Origin of the sequence: Brevibacillus soli (assembly GCF_044759095.2) — a bacterium.
Lineage (GTDB): Bacteria > Bacillota > Bacilli > Brevibacillales > Brevibacillaceae > JBIYSM02.
In genome coordinates, this window is sequence record NZ_JBIYSM020000038.1 from 18295 (window position 1) to 44851 (window position 26557).

28 protein-coding genes and 1 pseudogene are annotated in these 26557 nt (G+C 53.1%); 16 read left to right on the forward strand and 13 right to left on the reverse strand.

Going from position 1 to position 26557, the window contains the following annotated elements:
- The 6 genes from ACE99V_RS15420 to ACE99V_RS15445 all read left to right on the forward strand — a co-directional run bounded on the left by ACE99V_RS15420 (nucleotide 1) and on the right by ACE99V_RS15445 (nucleotide 7263).
- Entirely contained in the window at nucleotides 1-3096 is a 3096-nt protein-coding gene (locus ACE99V_RS15420) for an efflux RND transporter permease subunit (RefSeq protein WP_400492055.1), read from the forward strand.
- Nucleotides 3097-3197: 101 nt separating this feature from the next.
- Nucleotides 3198-3986: an SDR family oxidoreductase gene (locus ACE99V_RS15425; RefSeq protein WP_400492056.1), complete on the forward strand. Its 789-nt coding sequence runs from the start codon at nucleotides 3198-3200 to the stop codon at nucleotides 3984-3986.
- 41 nt (nucleotides 3987-4027) lie between these two features.
- Entirely contained in the window at nucleotides 4028-4519 is a 492-nt protein-coding gene (locus tag ACE99V_RS15430) for a YajQ family cyclic di-GMP-binding protein (protein WP_400492057.1), read from the forward strand.
- An 84-nt stretch (nucleotides 4520-4603) separates the two neighbouring features.
- Nucleotides 4604-5077 (forward strand): hypothetical protein, encoded by a 474-nt coding sequence (locus ACE99V_RS15435; protein ID WP_400492058.1) that lies wholly within the window; start codon nucleotides 4604-4606, stop codon nucleotides 5075-5077.
- A gap of 127 nt (nucleotides 5078-5204) precedes the next feature.
- The gene (locus ACE99V_RS15440; protein WP_400492059.1) at nucleotides 5205-6869 is read left to right on the forward strand and encodes an AMP-binding protein; all 1665 of its coding nucleotides are present in this window, start codon (nucleotides 5205-5207) and stop codon (nucleotides 6867-6869) included.
- 100 nt (nucleotides 6870-6969) lie between these two features.
- Nucleotides 6970-7263 (forward strand): GNAT family N-acetyltransferase, encoded by a 294-nt coding sequence (locus ACE99V_RS15445; protein ID WP_400492060.1) that lies wholly within the window; start codon nucleotides 6970-6972, stop codon nucleotides 7261-7263.
- Nucleotides 7264-7287: 24 nt separating this feature from the next.
- Here the strand turns inward: ACE99V_RS15445 and leuD are convergent, their stop codons facing one another.
- Both leuD and leuC read right to left on the reverse strand, forming a co-directional pair.
- The gene (leuD, locus tag ACE99V_RS15450; protein WP_400492061.1) at nucleotides 7288-7890 is read right to left on the reverse strand and encodes a 3-isopropylmalate dehydratase small subunit; all 603 of its coding nucleotides are present in this window, start codon (nucleotides 7888-7890) and stop codon (nucleotides 7288-7290) included.
- The gene (leuC, locus tag ACE99V_RS15455) at nucleotides 7887-9317 is read right to left on the reverse strand and encodes a 3-isopropylmalate dehydratase large subunit (RefSeq protein WP_400492062.1); all 1431 of its coding nucleotides are present in this window, start codon (nucleotides 9315-9317) and stop codon (nucleotides 7887-7889) included. The genes leuD and leuC overlap by 4 nt, the downstream gene beginning before the upstream one ends.
- A gap of 118 nt (nucleotides 9318-9435) precedes the next feature.
- Between leuC and ACE99V_RS15460 the strand changes: the two genes are divergently transcribed.
- The 4 genes from ACE99V_RS15460 to ACE99V_RS15475 all read left to right on the forward strand — a co-directional run bounded on the left by ACE99V_RS15460 (nucleotide 9436) and on the right by ACE99V_RS15475 (nucleotide 12824).
- Nucleotides 9436-10323, forward strand: coding sequence for a LysR family transcriptional regulator (locus tag ACE99V_RS15460; protein WP_400492063.1), 888 nt, complete (start codon nucleotides 9436-9438; stop codon nucleotides 10321-10323).
- Nucleotides 10324-10398: 75 nt separating this feature from the next.
- A complete protein-coding gene (locus ACE99V_RS15465; RefSeq protein ID WP_400492064.1) occupies nucleotides 10399-10746 on the forward strand; it encodes a thioredoxin family protein in 348 nt (115 codons plus the stop codon).
- A gap of 31 nt (nucleotides 10747-10777) precedes the next feature.
- Nucleotides 10778-11704 carry an RluA family pseudouridine synthase gene (locus tag ACE99V_RS15470; RefSeq protein WP_400492065.1) on the forward strand — a complete coding sequence of 309 codons (927 nt, stop codon included), beginning with the start codon at nucleotides 10778-10780 and terminating at the stop codon, nucleotides 11702-11704.
- A gap of 43 nt (nucleotides 11705-11747) precedes the next feature.
- On the forward strand, nucleotides 11748-12824 hold the full coding sequence (locus tag ACE99V_RS15475; RefSeq protein ID WP_400492066.1) for a YheC/YheD family endospore coat-associated protein: 1077 nt from the start codon (nucleotides 11748-11750) through the stop codon (nucleotides 12822-12824).
- Nucleotides 12825-13176: 352 nt separating this feature from the next.
- Here the strand turns inward: ACE99V_RS15475 and ACE99V_RS15480 are convergent, their stop codons facing one another.
- From ACE99V_RS15480 to ACE99V_RS15490, 3 genes are read right to left on the reverse strand one after another with little or no spacing between them, the layout of a single operon-like run.
- Nucleotides 13177-14118, reverse strand: coding sequence for a PDR/VanB family oxidoreductase (locus ACE99V_RS15480; protein ID WP_400492067.1), 942 nt, complete (start codon nucleotides 14116-14118; stop codon nucleotides 13177-13179).
- The gene (locus ACE99V_RS15485) at nucleotides 14115-14594 is read right to left on the reverse strand and encodes a dimethylamine monooxygenase subunit DmmA family protein (protein WP_400492068.1); all 480 of its coding nucleotides are present in this window, start codon (nucleotides 14592-14594) and stop codon (nucleotides 14115-14117) included. The genes ACE99V_RS15480 and ACE99V_RS15485 overlap by 4 nt, the downstream gene beginning before the upstream one ends.
- Before the next feature lie 2 nt (nucleotides 14595-14596).
- On the reverse strand, nucleotides 14597-15544 hold the full coding sequence (locus ACE99V_RS15490; protein WP_400492069.1) for a heme-dependent oxidative N-demethylase family protein: 948 nt from the start codon (nucleotides 15542-15544) through the stop codon (nucleotides 14597-14599).
- A 153-nt stretch (nucleotides 15545-15697) separates the two neighbouring features.
- On the opposite strand from ACE99V_RS15490, the gene ACE99V_RS15495 reads away from it, so the two are divergent.
- Nucleotides 15698-16147: a hypothetical protein gene (locus ACE99V_RS15495; protein ID WP_400492070.1), complete on the forward strand. Its 450-nt coding sequence runs from the start codon at nucleotides 15698-15700 to the stop codon at nucleotides 16145-16147.
- A gap of 62 nt (nucleotides 16148-16209) precedes the next feature.
- Nucleotides 16210-16374 (forward strand): annotated as a pseudogene (locus tag ACE99V_RS15500) (short-chain dehydrogenase); the annotation flags it as partial.
- Between the two features lie 93 nt (nucleotides 16375-16467).
- On the opposite strand, the gene trhO reads toward ACE99V_RS15500, so the two are convergent.
- The 5 genes from trhO to ACE99V_RS15525 all read right to left on the reverse strand — a co-directional run bounded on the left by trhO (nucleotide 16468) and on the right by ACE99V_RS15525 (nucleotide 21015).
- Nucleotides 16468-17403, reverse strand: coding sequence for an oxygen-dependent tRNA uridine(34) hydroxylase TrhO (gene trhO / locus ACE99V_RS15505; protein WP_400492071.1), 936 nt, complete (start codon nucleotides 17401-17403; stop codon nucleotides 16468-16470).
- 105 nt (nucleotides 17404-17508) lie between these two features.
- Nucleotides 17509-18195: an iron-containing redox enzyme family protein gene (locus ACE99V_RS15510; RefSeq protein WP_400492072.1), complete on the reverse strand. Its 687-nt coding sequence runs from the start codon at nucleotides 18193-18195 to the stop codon at nucleotides 17509-17511.
- Nucleotides 18196-18207: 12 nt separating this feature from the next.
- Nucleotides 18208-19212: a GNAT family N-acetyltransferase gene (locus ACE99V_RS15515; protein WP_400492073.1), complete on the reverse strand. Its 1005-nt coding sequence runs from the start codon at nucleotides 19210-19212 to the stop codon at nucleotides 18208-18210.
- Nucleotides 19209-20282, reverse strand: coding sequence for a DUF3419 family protein (locus ACE99V_RS15520; protein WP_400492074.1), 1074 nt, complete (start codon nucleotides 20280-20282; stop codon nucleotides 19209-19211). Before ACE99V_RS15520 ends, ACE99V_RS15515 begins: the two co-directional genes overlap by 4 nt.
- Entirely contained in the window at nucleotides 20275-21015 is a 741-nt protein-coding gene (locus ACE99V_RS15525; RefSeq protein ID WP_400492075.1) for a hypothetical protein, read from the reverse strand. The genes ACE99V_RS15520 and ACE99V_RS15525 overlap by 8 nt, the downstream gene beginning before the upstream one ends.
- A 251-nt stretch (nucleotides 21016-21266) precedes the next feature.
- Between ACE99V_RS15525 and ACE99V_RS15530 the strand changes: the two genes are divergently transcribed.
- Genes ACE99V_RS15530 through ACE99V_RS15540 form a run of 3 tightly spaced genes read left to right on the forward strand, consistent with a single transcriptional unit; the run spans nucleotide 21267 to nucleotide 25154 of the window.
- The gene (locus ACE99V_RS15530; RefSeq protein WP_400492076.1) at nucleotides 21267-23516 is read left to right on the forward strand and encodes a ribonucleoside-diphosphate reductase subunit alpha; all 2250 of its coding nucleotides are present in this window, start codon (nucleotides 21267-21269) and stop codon (nucleotides 23514-23516) included.
- A 42-nt stretch (nucleotides 23517-23558) separates the two neighbouring features.
- A complete protein-coding gene (locus tag ACE99V_RS15535) occupies nucleotides 23559-24590 on the forward strand; it encodes a ribonucleotide-diphosphate reductase subunit beta (protein WP_400492077.1) in 1032 nt (343 codons plus the stop codon).
- Between the two features lie 30 nt (nucleotides 24591-24620).
- Nucleotides 24621-25154, forward strand: a complete 534-nt coding sequence (locus tag ACE99V_RS15540) for a dUTP diphosphatase (RefSeq protein ID WP_400492078.1) — start codon at nucleotides 24621-24623, stop codon at nucleotides 25152-25154.
- A 76-nt stretch (nucleotides 25155-25230) separates the two neighbouring features.
- Here ACE99V_RS15540 and ACE99V_RS15545 read toward each other — a convergent pair whose 3' ends face one another.
- Genes ACE99V_RS15545 through ACE99V_RS15555 form a run of 3 tightly spaced genes read right to left on the reverse strand, consistent with a single transcriptional unit; the run spans nucleotide 25231 to nucleotide 25864 of the window.
- Nucleotides 25231-25533: a DUF3846 domain-containing protein gene (locus ACE99V_RS15545; protein WP_400492079.1), complete on the reverse strand. Its 303-nt coding sequence runs from the start codon at nucleotides 25531-25533 to the stop codon at nucleotides 25231-25233.
- Between the two features lie 60 nt (nucleotides 25534-25593).
- Entirely contained in the window at nucleotides 25594-25725 is a 132-nt protein-coding gene (locus ACE99V_RS15550) for an FAD-dependent oxidoreductase (protein WP_400492082.1), read from the reverse strand.
- On the reverse strand, nucleotides 25709-25864 hold the full coding sequence (locus ACE99V_RS15555) for an FAD-dependent oxidoreductase (RefSeq protein WP_400492083.1): 156 nt from the start codon (nucleotides 25862-25864) through the stop codon (nucleotides 25709-25711). Before ACE99V_RS15555 ends, ACE99V_RS15550 begins: the two co-directional genes overlap by 17 nt.
- A gap of 187 nt (nucleotides 25865-26051) precedes the next feature.
- Here ACE99V_RS15555 and ACE99V_RS15560 point away from each other — a divergent pair, with 187 nt between their 5' ends.
- Nucleotides 26052-26423, forward strand: a complete 372-nt coding sequence (locus tag ACE99V_RS15560; protein WP_400492080.1) for a cytochrome-c oxidase — start codon at nucleotides 26052-26054, stop codon at nucleotides 26421-26423.
- The last annotated feature ends 134 nt before the right edge of the window (nucleotides 26424-26557 follow it).

Below are 26557 nucleotides of genomic sequence, written 5' to 3' on the forward strand. Positions count from 1 at the left end.
ATGGAGAAACTGCTGCACTTTTTTCTACAGCGTAAACTAATCGTTTACCTTAGCACCTTCTTGATCATAGTGGCTGGAGTGGGTTCCCTGCTGTCGTTCAAGGTATCCTTTGTCCCCAAAACAAACCTGCCGTGGACGGAAATCAGAATCTCGGGAGGAACGCTTCCCCCGGAAGAAATGGAAGAAAAGATTACCAACAAGATCGAAAAGGAAATCAAGCTCATTCCCGAAATCATCGAGTATGGTTCCACTTCCCAGACAGGGTGGGTCAGCATCTGGACCAAGGCTAAAGAAGGGGAAGGGACCGAAGTCAAACAAAAGCTGGAAAGCATCGTAAACCGGCTGCGAAACGGTTTTCCGAAAGAAATCACGACAGTGACCATTGAACAGGCCAACTACGGTGACGCACAATTGGCCCAGCTGGCCATGGTGGGCGTCGACCCGCAAACGATGCTGAATCTCGCCAGGACGACGATCAAGGACCGTTTGGAAGCTCTCGAAGGAGTGAAAGAAGTAAAGGTCCGTGAAGACAATTACGAAAACAAAGTATCCATAACGCTTAAGCCGGATAAGCTTTTGGCGTACAACGTGACACCGCAGGACGTCATTGGGCAATTGCAATCCTCCAACTGGAAGCAAGCGGTCGGCGTGCTGGAAAACGACGGGTACAACACCGTGGTGGAAATTGACAATACGTTCAAAACCGTGCAGCAAATCAGTGAAATTGCCATTCTCACGCCGCGCGGAACGGTTGCGCTTCGCCAAATCGCAAGCGTGGAAGACATCCGGGGCCAGAGCAAGGACGCCCTTTCCCTGTACCAGGGGCAACCCTATGTAACCTTGTATATCTCGCGTTCGGAAGACAGCGACGTGATCAAAACATGGGACCGGGTCAAGCAAGAGATGGATGCGCTCAGTCGGGAATCCGGTGGGAAATATCAATTCAAGCTTCACTTTGAAACGGCCTCGTTTGTAGAAACCTCCATCAAAAACCTGAGCAAGGAAGTGACCCTCGGCGGTTTCCTCGCCATTGGCATTCTGTTTTTCTTTTTGAAAAATCTGCGCGTCACACTGGTCATCGCGACTACACTGCCGCTTTCGGCGCTGATGACCTTCATCGCCATGAAGATATTCGGCTATGAAATTGATGCGGTATCGCTCATTTCCCTCAGCTTGTCGGCCGGTTTGATCGTCGACGCCGCCATCGTGGTTTTGGAAAGTATTTACCATTTCCGTGAAAAAGGTGAGCCGCTTCGCCGTGCCATCGTTCTTGGAACAAAAGAAGTACTGACGCCGGTATTGTCCTCACAGATTACGATGGTGGTTGTCTTCCTGCCGCTGATGCTGGCCGACTTCGGGGAAGAGTTCAAGCCGATTTTCGTGACGATCGCCTTTACGGTCACCGCTGCGATTACGGCATCCACGATCGCTGCCATCCTGTTCGTACCGGTGATCGCTGACAGCTTCCTGAAGCGTGACAAAAAGATCGAACAGGAGGGGGAAAACCAGAAGGGGTTCAGCGGGAGCATCACGCGGGCTTTCCAGCACCTGTTGCACCTTGCTCTGCGCCACCGGATCAAAACCCTTCTGCTCGCCGTCCTGCTGTTTGCGGCTGCCATTCCGTTGACACCCTTCATCAAACAAGGCGAGTTTTTGGATGCCAGCGAAAACTTTGTCTATGCGAAACTCACCTTGCCGAGAGGAACGACGATTGAGTCCTCCAAACAGGCGGCGCTGCAAGCCGAATCAAAACTGAAAGACATTCCGGAGATCAAGGAAGTCTTTCTCGAAATGACCAAGCGCAACGTTGAAATCTATATCAACCTGGTGGGCAAGGCAGATCGGAACCGCGGCAAGGACGAATTAACCAAGGATATAAACGACCGATTAAAAGGAATTGAGGGCGTGGAACGGCTGGAGATGTCCTTCGGGGGACAAGGCGGCAGTACCCCCGTCCAGCTTCAAATCATCGGAAAAGAACTGGACATGGCGGAGAACGTAACCAAAGACGTGGAGCAGATGCTGTCCGGTATTCCGGGGCTTTTAAACGTGCGCAACGACTTCTCGGAGGGTTCGGAGAAAATGACGTTGCTTCCGAAGAAAGATGTCATGGAGCGGATGGGAGTGGATGAACGCACACTGCTCTCGCAGATCGGCGGCTTTATCGGCGCACAGACCATCGCCACCATGACGCTGGACGGAGTAGAGTTTGACGTGACGGCAACTTACCCCGAAGAGTGGATGAAACATCCTGACCAGTTGAACCAGCTCATGATTGCATCACGTTCCGGCGCTCAAGTGCCTCTCATGGATCTGGTAGATTGGAAATACAGCAAAACGCCTACTGTTTTGCGCCATGAAGACGGAGACCGCGTCATAACCGTTTCCGCTGAGCTGGCTGGTACCGATCTTGGGACGGTGGGCCGGGCCATTAATGAAAAGCTGGCAGCCCTTGCGATTCCGGCCGGCTATAAAGTGGAGCTTGCCGGTGAACTGAAACAGCAGAACCAAAACCTCATGAGCGGGTTGCTCGTTTTCCTCGGAGCGATGGCGGTCATTTACATCATAATGGTGGCACAGTTCGGACGACTTTCCCACCCGTTTATCATCATCCTTACCCTGCCGATGGCATTCATCGGGGTGGTAGTCGGTCTCGTGGTGACCCAACGGACCTTCACGCTGATGGCCATTGTCGGGATCACCATGTTGATCGGGATCGTCGTATCCAACGCCATTCTGCTGATTGACAGGATGAACACGCTTAGAAGCCGTGGCTACGAACTTCAGGAAGCCATTCTGCAGGGCGTGAAGGACCGTATACGACCGGTCATCATGACAAAGCTGACGGCGATTCTGGGAATGCTGCCGATGGCGCTCGCGTTCGCCGAAGGTTCCGACTTCCATGCGCCCCTGGCCACCGTCGTCATTTTTGGTCTGGTGTTTCACACCATCATCACACTGATCCTTGTCCCTGTTCTGTATTCGTTGTTTGAAGGGTTTTTCGCGTGGCGACAGGCCAAAAAAGAAGCACGCCGGGCAAAAAAGCTGGCCAAGAAAGGGAAAGAAAACAACGCCATACCAGCTCCGGAAATCTAAGTGAAGAAGTGGGGATTCCCCGCTTCTTCTTGCTTAACTCAGAAATTACAGTACAATGAAGGCAGGTAAGTGGATAGAAAAACCAATGGGGAGGACTTTTCATGGATTTGCTTCTGAACGGACGAACTGCAATCGTACTTGCTTCTACCAAAGGCCTGGGCAAGGCAACTGCCCTGCTGCTGGCGCAAGAGGGTGCAAATGTTGCCATTTCCGGGCGTGATGAAGCGGCATTGGCTGCGACCCGGACCGAAATCGAACAAGCGACGGGACGCGCTCCGTTGACAGCCGTCATTGACGTCACCAAAGCCGCAGACATCCAGCGTCTGGTGGACGAAACCATCAAGCATTTTGGCGGAGTCGATATCCTTGTAAACAACTCCGGCGGACCGGCGGCCGGTACCTTTGACCAGTTGACCGACGAACAGTGGATCGAAGCGTTTGAGTTGAACCTGCTCAGCTACGTGCGGGCAATTCGCGCCGTATTGCCGCATATGCGTAAGCAACAGTTCGGCCGCATCGTCAATTTTGCTTCTTCCTCCATCAAGCAACCGTTGGAAAATCTGATTTTGTCCAATACCTTCCGCACCGGCGTCCTGGGACTGGCGAAAAGTCTGGCAGCCGAACTGGGACCGGACGGAATTCTGATCAACACGGTGGGACCGGGTCGCATTGCAACAGATCGTGTCGCTTCGCTCGATCAAATGCGGGCAAGCAAACTGAACATCGAACCTGGCGAGGTCCGCAGACAAGTGGAATCCTCCATTCCGCTGGGACGATACGGCGAGCCGGAAGAATTCGCCCGCGTTGTCACGTTTCTCGCATCACCCGCCAACAGTTACGTCACAGGACAATCGTTCCTGGTCGACGGCGGTTTGGTAAAAGCGATTTAGGGTTGCTAGAATGAGGAAAACGCCAGGAAAGGAGTGCGGTAATGAGCAAAGAGAGTTCGTTCGACATCGTCTCCAAGGTGGATCTCTCCGAGGTGACCAATGCCATCCATACCGCGGTCAAGGAAATCGAAAACCGTTTTGACTTTAAAGGCAGCAAGAGCAGCATCTCTCTGGACAAAGAGGAAATCGTGGTTGTCTCCGACGATGAATACAAGCTGGGTCAGGTGAAAGACATCCTGTTGGGCAAGCTGGTCAAGCGCAACGTGTCGATCAAAAATCTGGAGTTTGGCAAAATCGAACCGGCCGCTAGCGGGACTGTACGCCAACGCGTCAAGCTGATCCAGGGAATCGACAAGGACAACGCCAGGAAGATCAACACCATCATCAAGGAGACCGGATTAAAGGTAAAATCCCTGGTGCAGGACGATCAAATCCGGGTAACCGGAAAAAGCAAGGACGAGCTGCAGCAAATCATCGCCGCCATCCGCAAGGCAGATCTGCCGATCGACGTGCAATTTATCAACTACCGTTGAAATTGAAAATAGCGATTCTATTTTTTCTCTTTTCGCGTATCCATGTACAAAACGGGTGACAAGCATTTGCGAAAGGGAGAGTAGATGATGAGGGTCATGATCATTAGTCTGCGGAATGTTATCCTGGGTGGCCTCGTGTTTCTCATTGTGCTGGTAGCAGGCGTCGTGCTGCTGGTGAAGGATCCGCTTGATGTGGGAAGTTCGTACAAGCCGAATGAACAAAGTGTGCTGACATCGTCCGAAGCGAACAAGCCGTTCTCTTCGGAAAAGCCGTCCATAAACCTCGACGTCAAGGTGGACGGATCAACCGCGGAAGTCAACTTGAATCCGCAGCATTTCCGCTTTGTGAAGGAGTCGGCTGATCCAAAAGCAACGCCTGTATTCGGTGAAGGCCATGCCCATCTGTATTTGGACGGCAAATCGCTCGGGATGGTCTACAGCCCGGAGTTTCTGCTGAAAAAGCTGCCCAAGGGAGAACATGAGCTGCGCGTAGAGCTGACCTACAGCAACCACCTGCCGTACAAGGTGGAAGCAGTAAGAGTGATTGAAGTGAAATAAGGGGGGAGCGTTCCGTTGGGGACGCTTTTTCTTTTTTTAGAAGAGCAGGAATCAACTAACAAAAGAGAGAAAAGGATACATGACAAACGATTACAAATAGTCGGAAAACAGGGGTGAAACTGGTCTTATGACGACGCTGCGTTCCATTACGATTGGTGATTTGCTGGACGAGACGGCCAGCCGCTATCCGGACAAGGAGGCGGTCGTGTATAAAGAGCGCCATTTGCGGTATACGTTTACAGAAATTCAGCAGCTTTGCAATCAGGCAGCCAAGGGCTTTCTTTCCTTGGGCATCCAAAAAGGAGAAAACATCGCCATTTGGGCGACCAATGTCCCGGAATGGGTCACGGCGCAATTCGCCACGGCGAAAATGGGCGGTGTATTGGTCACGGTTAACACCAGCTACCGTGTCCATGAACTGGAGTACCTGCTGCGCCAGTCGGAAGCGACGACCCTGCTCTTGATCGACTCATACCGGGATGCGAACTATCTGGAGATGATCCGGGAGATCTGTCCCGAATTGGATCAGTCGGATCCGGGTCAGCTGCAGTCCGCTCGTCTGCCTCATTTGAAAAACGTGATCTTCATTGGGGCAGAGCGCCAGCCTGGCATGTTTTTGTGGAGCGATCTCCTGCAGCGCGGAATGACAGTATCGGATGAGGAGAGAATCGCCCGCCAGAAGTCCCTCAATCCGGACGATGTGATCAACATGCAGTATACCTCAGGCACAACCGGCTTCCCCAAGGGCGTGATGCTCTCCCACTACAACATCGTCAACAACGCGATCAAGGTAGCCGCCTGCATGAATTTGGGCGTAAAGGACCGTCTCTGTATCCCGGTGCCGTTTTTCCACTGCTTCGGCTGCGTGATGGGAACTCTTGCCTGTGTGGCGACGGGTGCCACCATGGTTCCCACCGTCACATTCGATCCCGGTCTGGTGCTCTCGGTGGTGGAAGAAGAGCGCTGTACCGCGCTCTACGGCGTACCGACGATGTTTATTGCGGAGTTGAATCACCCGACCTTTGCGGAGCGCGACCTACGCTCACTGCGCACCGGCATCATGTCCGGATCCCCATGCCCGATCGAAGTGATGAAAAAAGTGGAGGAGAAAATGGGCATCCGCGAAATTACTATCGCCTACGGCCAGACAGAGGCTTCTCCGGTGATCACGCAAACCCGTCTGGCAGACAGCATCGAACGGCGCGTTTCCACTGTAGGCCGTGCACATGATGAGGTGGAAGTAAAAGTGGTCGATCCCGCGACCGGGGAGACGCTACCGCCGGGGGTACAGGGAGAGCTTTGCACGCGGGGCTATCTCGTCATGAAGGGCTATTACAACATGCCGGAACAGACGGCCAAAGCGATTGACCATGAAGGCTGGCTGCACACCGGTGATTTGGCCACGATGGATGAAGAGGGATACTTCCGTATCACAGGCCGTTTGAAAGACATGATCATCCGCGGCGGGGAAAATATTTACCCGCGGGAAATCGAGGAGTTTCTGTACACGCATCCGAAGATCCTCGACGTACAAGTGGTTGGCGTGCCGGACGCCAAATACGGTGAGCAGGTGCTGGCCTGCATCAAGGTACGCCCCGATCAGTCATTGACCGAAGAGGAAGTTCGTCAGTTCTGTGACGGAAAGATCGCCCGCTACAAAATCCCGCATTATATCCAATTCGTCACCGAGTATCCGATGACGTCGTCAGGCAAGATCCAGAAATACAAGCTGCGGCAGCAGGCGATAAGTACGTTCGGACTTGAACAAGCGAATCAAATAGAGACGGCATAGGGGGGCAGTCGCTCCTTTTTTTTTGCGACCATTTTTTTGTCAAATCCTGATTTACAGTCTCTGCTCGATCGAGTATGCTATTCGGAACAAGGGGTGGAACATGATGAACATACATAAGGCGACGATTGTTTCCCTGTACGTAAAGCCTGAATCCCGGGGCAAAGGCGTTGCCGCACAACTGGTGGAAGCGGTCATCGCATACATAAGGGAAAGGACCTCGGTGGAGCAGCTGCAGCTCTCTGTCGTAACCGTTAACCGCGCTGCCCGCAAGCTGTACGAGCGGATCGGTTTTACCTTGTACGGAGAGGAAAAACATGCCTTGAAGGTCGGGGAGCGTTATTATGACGAATACCATATGGTTCTCCCCCTGAATGAAAAAAAGGGCACGGAATGAGTTCATTCCATGCCTTTTCCCATGTCAATTCCCGATCCATTCACGCTGCTTTGCTTCATAGGCAGCGATTTTGTCTTCGTGTTCCAGGGTGATGCCGATATCGTCCAAGCCGTTTAAGAGGCAATAGCGTCGATACGGGTCAACCTCAAACGGGTAGGAGAGACCGTCATTGTCAGTTACGACCTGTTGCTGCAGGTCGATCGTGACTTGATACTGGTCGCGGCTTTCTGCCCGGTTGAACAACTCCTGAACCTGTTCCTCGCTCAGTTTGATGGGCAGGATGCCGTTTTTGAAGCAGTTGTTGTAAAAAATGTCGGCAAAGGAGGGGGCGATGATGGCCCGGAATCCGTAATCCAAGAGGGCCCAGGGAGCATGCTCGCGCGATGAGCCGCAGCCGAAGTTGTTGCGGGCCAACAGCACCGTGGAACCAGCGTACTTGGGTTGGTTCAAGATAAAGGAATCAATCGGTGTTCCGTCCGCTTGAAAACGCCATTCGTAAAAGAGGAATTGTCCAAATCCTGTGCGTTCGATGCGTTTTAAAAATTGTTTGGGAATGATCGCATCCGTATCGACGTTGACTCTGTCCAGCGGGGCGACCAATCCTGTATGGATGACAAATGGGTTCATTGCAATACCTCCTTGTTGATGCCTTCCTGCTTCCATTCACGAACATCGACGAAGTGTCCGGCAATCGCCGCTGCGGCAGCCATCTCCGGGCTGACGAGGTGAGTGCGTCCGCCGCGGCCCTGACGTCCCTCGAAGTTTCGGTTGGACGTAGAAGCGCAACGTTCTCCCTCCGACAGGATATCCGGGTTCATGGCGAGACACATGGAGCATCCGGAATCACGCCATTCGAAGCCGGCTTCCAAGAAGATGTGATGCAGTCCTTCTTGTTCCGCTCTTTCCTTCACAGCTTGGGAACCCGGTACGACCATTGCGTGTACGTGGGAGGCGACACGGCGCCCTTTCGCCACTTCTGCCGCGCGTCGCAGGTCCTCGATTCGTCCATTGGTACAGGAGCCGATAAAGACCCGGTCGATTTTGATTTCCTTCATGGGAGTGCCTGGTGTAAGCCCCATGTAAGCCAGCGCATCCTGTGCCGCTTTTCGCTCTGCCGCCGTAGCAAACGAGTCAGGGTGGGGGACAACCCCGTCAATGCCGATCCCCATGCCCGGGCTGGTTCCCCAGGTCACCTGCGGAGCAATTTCACTGGCTTCAATTTCAACTACACGGTCGTACACGGCACCCGGATCGGTGGCCAGCTGCTTCCAACGCTCCACGGCGGCGAGGAAATCCTCTCCTTGAGGAGCGTGGCGGCGGCCTTTCAAATAAGCAAAGGTGGTTTCATCCGGGGCGATCAAGCCGGCGCGCGCTCCCGCTTCAATCGACATGTTGCAGACGGTCATCCGCTCTTCCATGGTCAGCTTGCGGATCGCTTCGCCGGTGTATTCGATGACATAGCCGGTGGCGAAATCCGTTCCGAATTTTGCGATAATCGCCAAGATCAAGTCTTTTGCGCTTACACCGAAAGGAAGCTCACCGTTGACGCGTACTTCCAGCGTTTTTGGCTTCAACTGCTGCAGACACTGAGTCGCCAGGACATGCTCCACTTCACTGGTGCCGATACCGAAGGCGAGTGCGCCAAATGCGCCGTGTGTGGAGGTATGGCTGTCGCCGCAAACAATCGTTTTGCCCGGATGGGTAAGGCCAAGCTCCGGTCCGATTACATGCACGATTCCCTGATCCGGGCTGTTCAAGTCAGCCAATGGAATGCCGAACTCCTCGCAGTTTTTGGTCAGGGTTTCCATCTGCTGGCGGGAAATCGGATCCTTTACATTGAAACGATCAGCGGTCGGGACGTTGTGATCCATGGTGGCAAACGTGAGGTCAGGACGGCGTACTTTCCGACCTGCCAGGCGCAGGCCCTCGAACGCCTGCGGAGAGGTAACCTCATGGACGAGGTGAAGGTCGATGTACAGCAGGCTCGGTTTGCCAGGCTCTTCATGAATGACGTGTTGGTCCCAAATCTTTTCAAACAAGGTGCGGGGCTTCATACTTGTATCCTCCCTTTTCGATCGAATATCTTATTTAGGTTTTAGCATGGCTAAAGAAATAGGTCAAAGATATAATAATTATTAGTCGTATAGTTTATTCCTATAAGGAGTAGGTACCATGGAATTGCGACAAATTCGTTATGTACTGGCGGTTGCGGAGGAACGCAGTTTTTCGCGGGCGGCGGCACGTCTGCATTTGGCCCAACCGTCGCTTAGCCAGCAGATCGCCAAGCTGGAGAAGATGCTCGGCGTGATGCTGTTTCACCGGCTGCCGCAGCACGTGGAACTGACCGATGCAGGGCAGCGGTTCATCCAGGTGGCGCAGGAGCTCGTCGACCAAGCGGAAGGTTTGGAGAGGGAGATGCGGTCCTATGCAAGCGGCGAGACCGGCAAGCTATTGGTCGGAAGTTTGCCCATCACCGGCGCTTTCGTGCTTCCCCGGGTCATACCCGCATTCACCAAACAATTCCCTGGTGTGGAACTGCAGCTTGTGGAAGAAACGTCCAGCAGGCTGGAGCAGCTTCTGGTGCGGGGGAAAATAGACATCAGCCTGCTCACGATGCCAATTGCCGATCCGAATCTGGAAGCGATTCCTGCCATCCATGAAGAAATCTATCTGGCCGTCCCGCCCACGCATCCGCTTGCCGGAGAGGTTGAGGTGGATTTGGCCTCGCTCTCCCAGCAGCCCTTCATCTTATTAAAAGAAGGGCAGGGATTCCGGCAAATTTCCCTTTCCTTGTGCGAGCAGGCGGGTTTTCGCCCGCGGATCGTCTTCGAGAGCAGCAACATCCAGACGGTACAATCGCTGGTGGCTTCCGGGATGGGCTTGTCGTTCGCCCCGAAAATGATTACGATGGCACCGGGATCCATCACACCTCCCGTCTATTTGCGGTTGTCCAATCGGCCCAAGCGGACGCTTGTCGTGGCCTATCGCAAGGACCGGCATCTCTCCCGTCCTGTGGAGGCGTTTATCGGCAATCTGCTGGAGCAGGGGCAGCTGATGTAAGTGTCGTCACGGCGGGACAAAACAAATGGCATTATGGTACACTAAAGCAAAACAAGCAGGAAGGAAGATCCCACCATGAGAGAAATCAAGACGGAAGCAGAATTTGAACAAGCGATTGCCGCACAAATGCCGGTTGTGGTCAAGTTCTACACGGATTGGTGCCCGGATTGCCATCGGATTGATCCGTTCATGCCGGAAGTGGAAGAAAAGTACAAGGAACAGGTAGAGATGGTTGCCGTCAACCGTGACACCTTGCCGGAACTTGGACAAAAGCTGGATGTGTTCGGCATACCCAGCTTCATCGCGTTTCGTGAAGGCAAGGAACTGGTTCGTTTCGTCAGCAAACTGGGCAAGAGCCGGGAGGAGATCGAGCAGTTTCTCGACCGCGTCGTCCAGGTAAGCGATGCCCTGAATCAAGCCTGATCCGTTTCCCCAGCAGAGGAGAAAGCCAAGCATGATTGATATGAAGAAGGCAGGAGAGTGGCTGGTCGGAACCCTGGGGTTGGAAGTTGCGGGTAAGCCAATCGGCGAGCTGCTGCGCGAGCACTGGAGGCTGCCGAAAAAAACGGTCCATTTGCTGTTTCAGCACAAAGAGATCCTGCTGGACGGCAGTCCCGCAGCTCAGCATACCCGTACGGCTGAAGGACAGGAGATACGTCTGCGTGTCTGTCAACCGGAGCCGTTGGGGCTTGAACCTGTTCGGGGGGGACTTGACCTCCTGTATGAAGACGATCATTTGCTGGTGGTGAACAAGCCGGCCGGGCTGCTGCTGCACCCGACAGAGAGCCATCACCACATGACGCTCGATCATCTCGTTGCCGGTCATTTTTCGGAAACAGGCACTTTGGCAAAAGTTCGTCATGTCCACCGACTGGATCAGGATACGTCAGGGGCGGTTCTGTACGCCAAACATGCCCTCGCTTCCGCCTTGCTCGACGACCTTTTGCGCTTGCGATCGATCAAGCGCAGTTATGTTGCCTATGTTCACGGTCACCCGGCGAACGAACGGGGGACGATCACCCAACCGATCGGGAAAGACCGTCACCATCCGGCCAGACGCAGGGTCACGCCATCCGGTGAACATGCTGTCACCCACTACAGAGTGATGGAACGTTACCGCCAGGCGGCAAAACTGGAGTGTCATCTGGACACGGGACGAACCCACCAGATTCGGGTACATCTCAGCTATCTCGGTCATCCGCTGATAGGAGATACCCTCTACGGAGGGAAAGCTGCCGATTTTAACCGGCAAGCTCTGCATGCCGCAGTCCTGCACTTTGTTCACCCGTTCGGAGGAGAGCAGATGAAAGTAGAGGCGCCTCTGCCATCCGACCTCAAACGACTGCAGGAGACGCTTGCGGAAGTGCCAAGACGCACGTAATTGAATACACTGCCAGGGAAGGAACGATAGAGAGGGTGTGGACATGAAAAGACCCGCAATCGGCATCCTGACTTGGCGGGAAGGAAAAAAGTTTGCCGAGCCCGCATACTTTCGCCGCCTGATCCGGGCGGGAAACGAGCTCGGCTGTTTGGTGTTTTTGTTTTCCCCACACGACGTTCTGTCCGGCAGACAGGTGAGAGGTTTCGTTCCCAACGGACCGGGAAGCTGGCAGGGGAGGATCTTCGAACGGCCGGATGTCGTCATCGATCGCTATCGGTACACGCCGTCCGAACATTTTCGGAAGTACGTCGCGTTTCGCAAGCAAAATCACTTTTTGTACGCGAACAACCGATTGGCCAACAAGTGGCGTGTCCATGAGGTGCTGTGGCGCGATGTGCGCATGCACCGCTGGTTGCCGGAGGCGATGCTGTATTCCCATGCCAATCTGCAAAAAATGATTGGCCGGCATCCCTTGCTGTATCTAAAGCCGTTGAACGGTACGGGCGGCAGAGGAATACTCAGGCTGGAGAAGACGAGTGACGGCTTTCACCTGCTGGGGCGGGACAGGCAAAGGGCGAAAAGATCCGTCGTCATTCAGCAAATCCCCTCCCTTTGCCGCTGGATTGACAGGTGGGTCAATGAGAAGTTTATCGTCCAGCAGGGGCTTCTCCTCAATCTCGTACCGACGCGGACAGTTGACATGCGGCTCTTGATCCAGAAAAACGGGAGCGGGGAGTGGAGCATCACGGGGTACGGCATCCGTGTCGGCGGGGAGCGCAGCGCCACCTCCAACCTGCACGGGGGAGGGAAAGCGGTCCCGGCCCAGTCGTTTCTTCGCCCCCGATTTGGAGAAGAGCGGACAAAAGAAATCCTGCAGGATTGCGGCCAGCTTGCTCATCAGACCGCCGAGACGATCGAAAATCACTTCGGACGGATGATGGAGTTGGGGTTGGACATCGGCATTGACGTGAATGGTCGGGCGTGGCTGATCGAGGTCAACCCCAAACCGGGGCGTGAGATTTTTAAGGAGATGGGCACTCCCCAACTCTACAAGCAGGCGATCAGCAAACCGGTAGAATTCGCCTTGTACCTGGCGCAAAAAAACGCCTTGCAGATTTGAGGCAGCAGCGCGGGAACAACGCGCTGTTTTTTGTTAAGAGTTCGTGTAACTTTTTCTGGAGTGCAATCGTCCCCATATCGGAAGGAGGGATTGGATTGCAGTTCCATACCCATTGGTTTCCCAAAGGAATCAGTATGATCGGGTGTATCCTTGTCTTGATTTGCCAATCCGACAATAGCGGGTCTTCTGCCCATGATGCCGCATGTTTTACTGGTTGTCCTGTCGCTGTATGCGTTCGGGATGTCGGTCAAACAGCTGATTGACGCGAGCCGTTCGTCCTGCAAAACGCGGGAATGAATAACCAAATAGAACATGAAGAAACCCGTTGGAAGACATCCAGCGGGTTCATCTTTTAAATGGATAGGACAATGCGTTCAGAGCGGGCGCGGGAAACACAGGGAAGAATGAGTCGCTGGCTCTCTTTTTCCGCATCGCTAAGCAGTAGGTCGTAATGTGCCACTTCGCCTTCCAGCACTTCCAGTTGACAAGTTCCACAGCGGCCTACCCGACACGAGTAAGGCACTTTCACGCCTTCTCGCAGCAGCACGTCAAGCAGGCTCTCGTTCTCCGAGACCGTGATTGAACGATTGCTCTGGTTCAGCTGTGCCACAAACGGCTTCGATTCCTGAATGACAGGCGGTGCAAACCGTTCGAAATGAATGTTGCCTGCCGGATACCCATATGATCGGGCAGCTGCTGTAAACTGCTTGACCATCGCGTCAGGACCGCAGACGTAGACGTGGGTGCCCATGCGTTGTTCGGAGAGAAATTCAGGTGTCAGGCGCTGCCCCTCGCGTGAGAAGTAAAAATTCGCCTGCGACGGGTACTGCCGCAGGATGTGTTCATAAAATGGGCACTCATCCCGGGAGGGGGCTGCCATGTGCAGTTCAAACGACTTTCCCTCGAGGTCCTGCATCATCGAAAGAAACGGCGTGATCCCGATTCCTGCAGCGCACAAGACATGGTGCTTGGCGCGGGTACTGAGCGAAAAGTGATTTTTCGGGTAGCTGATTTGCAGCATATGTCCTACTTGCACGCGTTGATGCCAAAAAGCGGAACCGCCGCGTGAGTTGTCTTGCAAACGGACCGCAATTTGGTAGTGAGAGCGGTCGCGTGGATTGCTGATCAAGGAGTAATGCCGCTCAAGAACGCTGTTGTCCGATTTCAAGTACGTCGTAATATGGGCTCCGCCAGAAAACGGAGGCAGCTGTTCCCCGTTTGCCGGAGAAAGACAAAACCGTTTGACAGACAGTGTTTCTTCCCAGATATCCGTGACCCTTACATTCAGCTTCATTCCGTAATCACCTTGGTTTCCAATGATATGGGGCGGTAAGCCAGATACGCCTGTAGACGAGGCGAGAAGTGGTCCGTAACGGAGAGCGGCGCTTTGCATTGCGCGCAGATTACCTGCGCCTTCTTTGGTACCAGGCTTAGCTGTTCACACACGGTACAGAAAATGCGCGTCATGGGCTCTCCGACGAGCAATGTCTGAAATTCGTCGTCGCTGTATCCGGCTTCGTATGCCGCTGTCCGTCCTGTCTCTACCAGCTCCCTTTTTCCTGCCAGATACAAATAGGTTCCAATGGTTTGGGAGGACAGCCAATAAGTCATGTCTGCTTCCTTCATTCCTTCGGCAACATGCCATTCAAACGGCAGCCTCCGGTGAAGCAAGGTGCGGATGAGCGGTTCGACCGACTCGGACCCGGTATGATCGGTGTATAGCAGGTACTTTCGTTTGCCTTCCACAAAAGTGAAGGAAGGGTTCTTCATTGTCACAACGCCTCCCGGGCAAGGATGTTTTCCAGATAGGAAAGAGTGGCCTCCTTGTACAGGAGGATCCCTTTGTAGTCTGCGATGAAGTCAGGAAGCTCGCACAGAACACGGTACAGCTGTTCCGTCCAGGCTCGGTTGCGGGACAGCTCCTCAAGCGAAATCAAATGGGTGTGGATGGTAAACAGCAGCCCATTGGAACGGGGCAGTCGAAACAGCTTTTGCACCTCGACCCGCAAATGAACGAATTCTCCCGCATTTTCCGGCGTTACCTTTTTTCGATCCGGTCCCCAGAGGTGAAAGGTTTCGAGTGAGGTATCAAGGCGCCTGCCTGCATTGAGCGACCAGTTGCGTCGGATCCACGGTTGTCCTGCTTCAATCCGCATGAGAAATGCGCGGATTCGGTCGGCAAGTCCCTGGTCGTTAAAGCCGGGAATGGGTGAGTGAATCTGCAAAAAGTTCATGCCGGTGTTGAACTGCAGCGACCAGTTGGCAGGGAAGCATAGCTGCCCGGCGTCAAGAAAGAGGTCGCCGTCCCGCTGCATCATCAGGATACAATCCTCTTGCAGATGACGTCCGATAAAATCAAGAGGTTCACAGGGCAGGCTGGAATCGTCCCCGATGGTAAACCGCTGTGTCTCGCCCGTCAACCTGTTATGAAACAAGCAGTCCCCCTCTTGTTTGTCTACCTGGAAGGATTCGGGATGATAGAGCGCCATCTGATCCAGCACCAGTTCGACGATTTCCCACTGGGCTTCCCGTGTGTGCGGCAGGGATTGGTAGCAACGGTTGTGATACTCGTTCAGCAGTTGACGCTTCCGTTCAATTTCCTGCGGATATTCCGGAGTGATCTCAAAACAGACAGGATGCTCCAACGGGATGGAATTGTTGGAATAACGATACACATCGTTTGTAAAGGGAAAAGGAAAGCGGTGCAGCAGATCGTTCACGTTGTAACCTCTACCTTTCTTCGCTGTTTTTTTCATTATAAATGAAAGTGCAAACTTTCAGAATAGAGATCATCCCCTTTTTTGGCATTCGTGCCCGAATAGGTAACATTCACTCTTTTTTTGTCCAAAATGAGTGGTGAAGGAGTGATGTTGGTGGAACTGATACTTCAACTGGTAAAGGACTACTGGCCCATCGCAGCTTGTATCCTGCTGGCCGTTGTGGTGTTTCAGGTAATGTTTCGCAGCTTGCTGCGCCTTTTATCTCTGTTCGTTATTCTCGGTACGGTTCTTGTGCTGTTCTTTCAATTTAGTCCCGAACAGGTCATTCAGCTCGGACGGTCTATGGTGCAGGGGACGCAGGATGCAGTGAATCAGACGATTACCCCGATTTTGGAAGCGGAGTTAAAGGATGCTTCCTGCGACTTCCGCGAAGACGGGAGTTATGAGATTCGTACGGCCAGTCTCCGTATTGTCGGCAAAAAAGGGGAGTCGAAGGCAACGGTGTATTACAAGGACAGTCAGTTTGAAGTAGACGTCGGAATGCTGGAGAATTTCCTGCAGGATCGGTTGCCGCAGGGGGGTGTAACTAAACCCACCCTCTAACCGTCATATCTGGCAGAAGTAAATTTTTCCAGATGTCCAAATTTCAAACCGGGGAGGAATATATGAGAAACTATCTGATAGTGGGGGGAAGTAAAGGATTGGGGGATGCCTTCGTCAAGGGGGTTCCTGATCAAGGAGATCACGTATGGGTCGTCTCTAGAAGTCTCCCGAGGAGTTTGGACAGAAACGATGGGGTACACAGGGTATGGATGGAAGCCGATATGTCATTACCCGCGTTTGATACAAACGCATAAACAGGGAAAATCATAGTGAACATACAAAAAGCTGACCTCGAGGAACTGAGATCAGCTTTTTCCATCTTATTTGCCTGCAGCTTGCAGTTTTGCGTTTTCTTCTTCTACATAGCGGTTACGCGGATGCTCACGGCATTCATCGGAGCAGGAGCGCTTGTACTTCACTTCGCACTCAGGGCAGCAGAAGTGCTGCTTGTTGCAGAATGGGTTCGCACAGTTGACGTAACGGTCTTCCGGCTTGCCGCAGTAGTAGCAATGACTGATCACCACGTCTTCATCGGTTCGGTTGACCGGCACGGAAATCCGCTCATCAAATACGTAGAGTTTACCGTCCCACAGTCTGCCTTGTACTTCCGGATCTTTACCGTAGGTGACAACCCCGCCGTGCAGCTGGTATACGTCCTTGAATCCTTCCTTCAGGAGGAAGCCGGACAGCTTCTCGCAGCGGATGCCGCCTGTGCAGTAGGTGAGGACTTTCTTGTCTTTGTACTGGCTCAGGTTTTCGCGAATCCATTCAGGGAACTCACGGGAAGACTCCACTTCCGGTCGAATCGCGCCGCGGAAATGACCCAAATCATATTCATAGTAGTTACGTCCATCGAGGACCACTACATCGTCCCGCTGGAGCATTTCGTAAAACTCTTTAGGCGTCAGGTATTTGCCTGTCGTTTCATTTGGATCGACGTCTTCTTCAAATCGCCAGGTGACCAGTTCTTTTTTCGGGCGGACGAACATTTTCTTGAATGCATGGCCGTCCGCTTCATCTATTTTAAACCAGATATCAGCGAAGCGGGGGTCTTTACGAACGAATTCCATATAGGCATCCGTTTGCTCAACGGTTCCGGAAACCGTCCCATTCAGGCCTTCCGGAGCGACAATGATGCGTCCTTTCAAGCCGATCTTCTTGCAGAATTCCAGATGTTCAGCTGCGTACTCCTCATAGTTGTCCAGCTTCGTGTACTTGTAATACAGCAGAATGCGATACGGTTTTTGTACTTGCAATGTACAAACACCCTCCCTATCTCGTAGTTTGTTTGATTGGCACACGTGATTATAGCATACTGGTACGGAATTTGCTAAACCAAAGATAGGAAGAATGTGAGCATTTTATGAAATTGCCGAGACGTGGGTGAGAATATCCGTGTAGAGCCGAGTGTGGTAATACATACCCAACTGGAGTCCGCGTTCGATCAATGGACGGTTTTCGCCCTCATAGATTCGAGCGGCCAACTCATAGATCTCGTTGGCGTGCGTCACATCCAGCGTCTCGTGATCGGTAAAGTGGGAAAGATCCTGCTTTTCCTTCTCATAATGGGACAGTGCGTACCTGCCTACGATCGGGGAGACACGGGCGACGATCTCTTCAATAACCCCCAGAGCGGCCAAGCCTTCCGCATAGGGGTGATGAAGACACAGGTCGGTAATGGCCCGGTTGTAGGCGATGACTGGTACGATCGGTTCACTTGTTGCCAACTCTTCAGCGGTTACGCCAATCCCGGTCAAAAACTGTTTGTACGTTTCCAGGTGGACCCGTTTTTCATTCATCCGGCCGTGCTCTTCAAACAGGTTTTCGACCAGCGGCATGCGCAGCCGGTAGTCGGGTATGTTTGTGAGAATGGCTGACAGGAACCGGGGAAAGTACTCCACGACATGATAGATTTGAAGTGCGGCTGCTTTCGCTTGCAAAGGTGTAAAGCGGTTTTCCCGCATGTGGACAAACAAAGGGTGAAGCTCTACCTGTTGCTGATGAAACAGTTTGCTGGTCAGTTCCTTGATCTGTTCAAACCGGGTCATGTGGGCAACCTCCTATATCATTGTCAGTTCATGGAAATGCATACTGATTCCGTTCGGGACTTCACCATAGGCATAGGTGGTAGAACCCAACCGGATGTTGAGCGGACCCTTGTAAGAGCTGGCCGCTTCGTTCGGGAGTCCGAAAAAGACATAGGTAAATTCGGCTCGGTGTGAACGCGACAGGTATGCGAGAAAGTCGCGCCTCATGTCGCTTCCGTCAACCGAGACGTAATAGGCAAGATAGCCGTGGTGAAACACACCGCCTTGCTGTGGCAGGAGGGGAGTTCCACGAAGACGGCAGAGCACATTGAGCAGTCGAAAGGAGAGCGGAAGCGGCTTGGACAAGACGAGCCTGCGTGAGACCGCTTGATTCACCACTTTGCATACCGCAACAAGCTGTCCTTTACGATAGGCACCTAAAAAAATGCCGTTCGCGAAACGAAAGCGCGTGTGATCAGCGGGGGCAAAGTTGAGCGGACGCGCCCATGCCGCATAAACATCCCACGCCGTCTTTGGGGATATCGCCCGAATGGTTTGCCAATTGCCCGAAAGCGGCAAGAACAGCGGTACGCCACAATGAACTGTACGGCCAATCGGCACGGCCGAAGGTAACAGTGAACCTCCGCGCGTGAGAACAAGCCGGTGCTCATTGCTGTCCAAAACCGTGGCAAACACCCAGTTTGCATGCGCACGCAGGTGCTGCATCACATGGTTGAGCAGGCGGTAGTACGCGCGGGTGGAAGCAAAGTGGGGATGAACACGCAGATCGTGCAGGTAATAGACATCCTGTTCCCGTCCGTGAAGAAAACGCACCTGTCTCGTCACACCGATGCAGCCGATTAACCGGTCTTCACGCATGAGTCCGAAGTATCGCGGCTCGCCCCACTCGCAACCGAGTGCGAAAAAGTCGGGTGCGCGATCAACGATAAATTGATCACTGCCCGTATGGGAGAGCCGGGCCAGCTCCAACAGGGCTTGATTGTCTACGGGTCCCAGTGGTTCAACGGTATAATTCATGGCAACTCACCGATCGTAATTTGCTGATACATCATGGAGCGTTCCAAGGCAGTCATTTCCGCCGAGCGAACCTCGTCCACCCTCAGTTGTTCCGTGAAAAAGGAAGGAAGCGGATGTCTGGAGAGCATGTTTCGGTACAGCACCACGGCACCGGCGGAGGCCGCCTGCAGGATCCCCATGCAAATGGAGGCTCGATCCTTTTCACTGGCCCAGTCGAACACGTTGGACAAATAAAACGCATCCACGTCCTGAAGCTCAGGCAATACCTGCTGCAGCGTTGCGGGAACCACGACCAGCTTGTGCAGGTTTCGCTTCACCCTCTCATACCCCGTTTCACTCAGGTAGTAAGGAACGCCTTCCGGTTGATCGAACAGATAGGTCGAAAACAGCAGCTGTGACAGGAAATAGTTGTCTCGTACTGGTTTGGTGTGCAGTTCCCGGGTAAACATCGCCGCAAAAAAAGCGCCGAAGTCATTCTCGTTGGCGTGGGCAAACATAAAGGCGGGAAAGAACTGCAGATGCGTGGTTTTGCTCAAGAGAAGACGTACCGCGGTGTTCCAGATCTCGGAAGTAAAATATTTTTGATGGAAGGCGATTTGTTCTTCAACCGTCTTGCAGGCAAAAAGGGCATGCCAGATATCATCGCCGTATAGGTTATAGCGAATGTTGCGGCCGATAAATCGATAAAATCTCTCCGTCGCACCGCACTGATTGATGCCATGTTCGACGTCAGGCAGGTGCCGGTCCCAGTATTCCCGGGCGTAATCAGGCAGCAGCGGGGCGAGGCGGCGATAGGTCTCCAACCGGTCGTCCGTTTCGGTCTCGCCGATAAAGGCCAGATACTGTTCGCGGGAAAGGGTGGAGATCGCAGCTGTTTTACATTCAATCAAGGCAGCCTGCGCCGGATTGGCATCCACCGCGTACACGCATTTGACGTCGTCCTGCAAGAGGGACAGGGAGGTGCAGCCGCCCGAACCGATGGTGACAACAGTTGCAGGGCGGTACAGGTCGGCCAGCGTTCGCTCTACCCGGCTGTCCTCTCTGATTTGGGCGAAGTAGATCTCAGCCATGCAGAATTCCCTCCTTAAACTTGCGCAGCATGATCGGGCGGAAAAGGCGCCACTGCCGCAGCATCATCTTGCCGTGAAGCAGGTCGGCTTTGATTCGATGACGCTCCCGCAGGGAACCTCCGGCTGTGAGCAGCAAAATTTGACTGTCGCCCCGTTCCACATGAACACCTCTGCTGCGCATCCAGGCCAGGATGTCCTCCGTACCTTTTTTTGATTGATACAGACTATCTTCTCCGCGGGTCGACAGATTCCTTGTATCCAACTGGGAGATATGATCAAACCGGGACGCAAAAATACGGGCGGTTTCCTGTACGGAAGGGGGGATCGCGGCTGTGTGAAGAATCGGATATGACGTATGGAAGAACAAGGTTTTAAACACGAGCAAAATTTCCGGATTTTGGATTTCCGCCATCAAGTGAACGGTGCGTCCATGGTTCCCTGCCAGCCACCGGTCAAAGGCAGCCAGAAACATCGGCAGGTACGCCTTTCGCTGGGAGAACAGCGGTCCCAGGTATAGAAACAGCTGATCGTTTCTCGTAAACTGTTGAATCAATTGAAACGCCGCTAATCCCTGCTCGTCATGGGCGGTAAGTACAGAATGGTAGGAGGAGAAGCGCCGCTTGAGGTATTCGGTTCGGCATTGCGGCGAAGAAACGGTGTTGGCCAAATCCATACAAGCCTGTATCTGCTGTTCCGTCATGAGTGGAAGTTCAAGGCATTTTGTTTTGAGCATGACCGGTTTGCCTCCCTTCTCCCGAAAATTCTAAACCTGATTCAAGTTTGCATCAAATCCAGGCACTTGACCTCTTCCCTTTTTCCCCGTCTTGTGGTATTACAAATCTTTCGGAAAAAATCAATATATTGTGTCTGTTTTTGTCGAAAAATTTAATGTCTTGCTAGATATAGTGCCTTCTAGTAAACTATGAAAATGTCATCAGGATGGACTTATACAGAATTTACCTTTCTTGATAGGGGAGTGGCGTTATGAGCGCAGTAAGCACCATTCAAATCCTAAAGCGTAACGGCGAACCGGAAGAGCTTCGCATTGACAAGCTGAAAAAAGTAATCGGTTACGCTTGCGAAAGCTATCCCCAGTGTGATCCGCTGGAATTGGAAATGGATGCCTGCATCCAATTTCGCGACGGAATGACCACGAAAGAAATCCAGCGCATCGTGATGCAGACGGCAGTGGAGAAGACAAGCGTGGAGCAGCCAGACTGGCAGTTCGTCGCAGCGAGGCTGCTCGCGTACGATCTGTACAAGGACGCCGCCATCAATCGCGGCTATCGCGGACATTTTGGTTACGGCGATTTTCTCAAACTCGTGCACACACTGACGGAAAAAGGCTTGTACGGTACATACCTGCTGGAAACATACAGCGATTCGGAAATAGTCGAACTGGGTGCCTACATCAAACCGGAACGGGATCACCTGTTTAACTACGCCGGGTTGCGCCTTCTTGCCGACCGTTACTTGATCAAAGACTTTGACGGCGGCGTGATGGAGCTTCCGCAAGAGCGCTTCATGATTATTGCCATGCACCTTGCGCTGAAGGAGAAAGATCGCCTGAAGCATGCCAAGGATTTTTACGATATTCTTTCAAAATTGGAAATCACTGTGGCCACACCTACGCTGGCCAACGCGGGTACGCCGCACTGCCAGCTGTCTTCCTGCTTCATCGACACAGTGGACGACTCGTTGTCCGGGATTATGAACACGGCAAGTGCGACCTCCATGGTATCCAAGTTCGGAGGCGGCGTGGGAATCTATCTGGGCAAAGTGCGCAGCCGCGGTTCCTCCATTCGCGGACACAAGGGCGCATCCGGCGGCGTCGTGCCGTGGACTCGCCTGTACAACCAGATTGCCATCAGTGTGGATCAACTGGGGACGCGCGCAGGAGCGTTTGCCATTTACCTGGACATTTGGCACGCAGACATCCTGGATTTCCTCAACTTGAAGACCAACAACGGCGACGATCGGATGAAAGCCCACGACATCTTCCCGGGTGTTTGCATTCCCGATCTGTTCATGGAGCGCGTAAAAGAGCGCGGCATGTGGTACCTGTTTGATCCGCATGAGGTTCGCCAGGTGATGGGCTTCTCGCTGGAAGACTCGTACGGCGAAGAGTTCAATGAGCGCTATGAGAGGTGTGTGAATGAACCTCGCCTCACCATCAAGTCCGAAATTCCAGCCATCGAGATCATGAAGCGCATCATGGCGAGCAGCTTCGAGACAGGCACGCCGTTCATTTTCTTCCGCGACACGGTGAACCGGGCCAACCCAAACAAACATGCAGGGATGGTATACTCTTCAAACCTTTGTACCGAAATCATGCAAAACATGAGTCCGACCGTGTTTGTCAGCGAAGAGCTGGAAGATGGCGAAGTCGTCATGCGTTACACCCCGGGGGACTTCGTGGTGTGCAACCTCTCTTCCCTGAACCTGGGCCGCGTGCAATCGATGGAGGACATCGCGCGTATCGTGCCGATCCAGATGCGAATGCTGGACAACGTGATCGATCTCAACTACTATCCGGTGAAGCAGGCGCAGGTAACCAACAAGAAATACCGCGCTGTCGGTCTCGGCACCAGCGGATATCATCAGTATCTGGCGCAAAACGGCATCAAGTGGGAGAGCGAAGAGCACGTCGAAATAGCGGACAAGCTGTACGAAGAGATTGCCTATCATGCGATCAAGGCATCCATGGAACTGGCAAAGGAAAAAGGCACCTATGCCGTCTTTGAAGGAAGCGAATGGCAGACGGGCGAGTACTTTGACCGCCGTGACTACCGCAGCGAGCGCTGGGCGGAGCTTCGCCGGCAGGTGGCAGAAAACGGCATGCGAAATGCCTGGACGTTTGCCGTGGCTCCGACCGGTACGACCAGCCTGATCGCCGGTTCTACCGCTTCTACAGATCCGGTGTACGCCAAGTTCTTCGTGGAGGAAAAGCGGAACGGCAACATCCCGCAAACCGCGCCGAATTTGAACGAAAAGACGTTATTCTACTACAAGGAGGCTCACCGCATTGACCAAATCTGGTCAATTCGCGCGGCAGGAGCCAGACAGCGTCACATCGACCAGGCCCAGTCGTTCAATCTGTACATTACACCGAATATCACGGCTCCCGAGTTTTTGAACCTGTACCTGCAGGCGTGGGAGAACGGATTGAAGACGATTTATTACGTCCGCAACCAATCTGTCGAAGTGGAAGATTGCGTCGTCTGCTCCTCGTAGGCAGTCTATGCGCTTGTAACGCAAGGAGAGTGAAAGGGAACCATGCAACTGGAGAAAAAACGTCTCTTTAACGAATACGGACAGCGGGGCACCCAGCGCATGATCGGCGGCAACACCACCAACCTGCGCGAGTGGAACCGCATCAAATACCCATGGGCGGCAAAACTGTACCGCACCATGCTGAACAATTTCTGGATACCGGAAGAAGTGCCTTTGGCCAATGATGCGAAGCAGTTTGAATCATTGTCCCCGGCAGAGCGACGGGCTTTTGACAAGACGATCTCATTCCTGAACTTTCTGGATTCCCTGCAGACGGAGAACCTGCCGAACATCTCCGACTACATCACGGCTCCGGAAGTATGCTCGCTGTTAAACATCCAAACCTTCCAGGAAGAGATCCACGCCCAGTCTTACAGCTACGTGCTGGATTCCGTCTGCTCGCCGCAGACGCGGGAGAACATCTACGACGAGTGGCGGAATGACCCGCGCCTTTTGGAACGGAACAAATTTATCGCTGACTTGTATCAGGAGTTTGTCGACAACCCGAATGACCGGAGCTTTGTCAAGACGGTTATCGCCAACTACCTGCTGGAGTCTCTTTATTTCTACTCCGGTTTCTCGTTCTTCTATACGCTCGCTCGCCAGGGCAAAATGACCGGTACCGCGACCATGATCAAATACATCCAGCGGGATGAGCTGACGCACGTGGTGCTGTTCCAGAACATGTTCCGCGAATTGCGCGCGGAAAATCCGGAAGTTTTTACTCCGGAGCTGATCGAGGAGATTCGCCAGATGTTCCACACAGCGGCTTCCCACGAAATTCGCTGGGGCCAATACGTGACCAACAATGAAATCCTCGGCATCAACAACGAAATACTGGACCGCTACATTAAATACCTGGCCAACCAGCGGATGAAGGCGCTTGACCTGGAGATCCTGTATCCGGAACATCTGGAGCATCCGATGAAATGGGTAGACACCTTCGCCAACCTGAATCAGACCAAAACAGACTTCTTCGAACAAAAAGTGACCAACTACACCAAATCGAGCGGGTTGAATCTGGGCGACCTGTAAGAGAAAAGAGGCAGCGAGGAGAGAGTATGGATGAATGCGACCAACCAACGACTTGTCGCAAAGGTGCACATAAAGCGACTTCACCCGGATGCGGTCATTCCGCGGTACGCTCGCGATATGGATGCAGGATTTGATCTCGTGGCAGTGGAAGACGCTTTGATATTGCCGGGGGAATCGGCAAAAATTCCTACCGGACTGGCATTCGCCATTCCGGCAGGGTACGAGCTGCAGGTTCGGCCTCGTTCGGGCATCAGCGCCAAAACGAAGCTGCGTTTAAGCAACGCACCGGGAACGATCGATGCCGGTTACCGCGGCGAGGTGTGCGTGCTGGTTGACAATACACGCACGCCATCCGGTGAGGTTGGAACCGTTTGTCTCGATGTGAGCGAACAGCTCGTCACCATTCAGGATGAAGTAGACCGACACAGTTACCTGATTCGGAAAGGAGACCGCATTGCCCAGGGGGTTCTTGCCATCGTTCCGTTAGCCGATTTTGTCGAAGTAGAAGAACTGGACGAAACGGAGCGGGGAACAGGCGGCTTTGGCAGCAGCGGTGTAAAATAAGCGAGTCGTATAAAGAAAGAACGAGCCCCTGTCACTCTATTTTGGTAGAGCGGCAGGGGCTGTCTTTTGCCGAATTTTATACCTTCGAAGCAAGGTATTCTTGAATGGAAGCGATGTCTTCATGACTCAGCGACGAACCGTCCGCCTTGACGAATACGCACGGACCGTACACCCAGTCGAGAAAACCGTCCGACGAGATGGGAAAGTTGTTTGCCTGAATACCACGAGCCTCCTCGTTCACCACGAGATGAAAGCCATCCAGGCGGTCGTCATGGACGATTTCATAATCGCCTCCTACGAGCTCTTCCAGTTCCGAGGCATCCGCAATCTGCAAGACTTCTGCATCTTCGTGCGGACGTTTGATCAATATCGTTATCACGTTGCTATCACTCCTTCACCCCTCTATGATACAACGATTTCGGGAGAGTAGCGAATTGTTTTACCTGGCTTTTTGTTTAAGGGCGATTCTCTCGTCGGCCGCGATTTCTGCTGCTGCATTTTCACCGGATTCCACCGCCCCGTTCAGATATCCCTGATAGTCAACGGAGACATGATCACCGGCAAAACTCACCGCCGTGCTCGGCGATCTGGCCGTCGGCAAAATCTCCTCGCCGGGTCCAGCAGCGGCCGCCGATTCGATTGGAAGCCTCATAGACGGTCGCATGATAACCTGCCTGCTTCAGCCGATAGGCGCAGGTAAGACCAGCCAGCCCGGCTCCGGGTCAGGCGCTGTTCGCTTCACTCCTGCATGACCTCCTCGACCGTTTTATTGCGGGCAGCTGCCTCCCTCGCGAGAGAAAGGGCTTCCTTCAAATCCTCCAATAGAGGGTGTTTTCCTTGCGTTTCATCATGATTGGAAGCTGACGCGAGTAGAATGGTGGAGAAGGAGGTGAAAACATGGCTGCACGCTGTTTGAAGATCGCCGTCGTCTATTTTGTCATCGCTGTCTTGATGGGGATTTCAATGGGAATCCTGCAATTCTTTGCGGTATCCTCGGTACACGCGCATTTGAATCTGCTCGGTTGGGTTTCACTTGCACTCGTTGGCCTTATTTATCGTGCTTATCCGAAAGCGGGAGAGACCAGGCTGGCCAGCGTTCACTTTTGGCTGCACAACATCGGTCTGCCGCTCATGCAGGGGTCGTTGTTTATCATGATGACGACAGGGAACCATGGTCTGGTGATTGGGGCCATTATTGGGTCCATTTTGATTGGGGTGGGTGTCATCCTGTTCGCCGTCAATGTATGTCAACAGGTAAGGGACAGCTAGACCTGCAGCAAAACAGCCTGCAAAAAAACCAGTTAGGGACGCTAACTGGTTTTTTTGGTGTATAAGCGTACTATGTCAATTAGTTTTTTCGCCCTTTTTGAGAATGGCAAACACACCTAACGTAATTTTTGTTA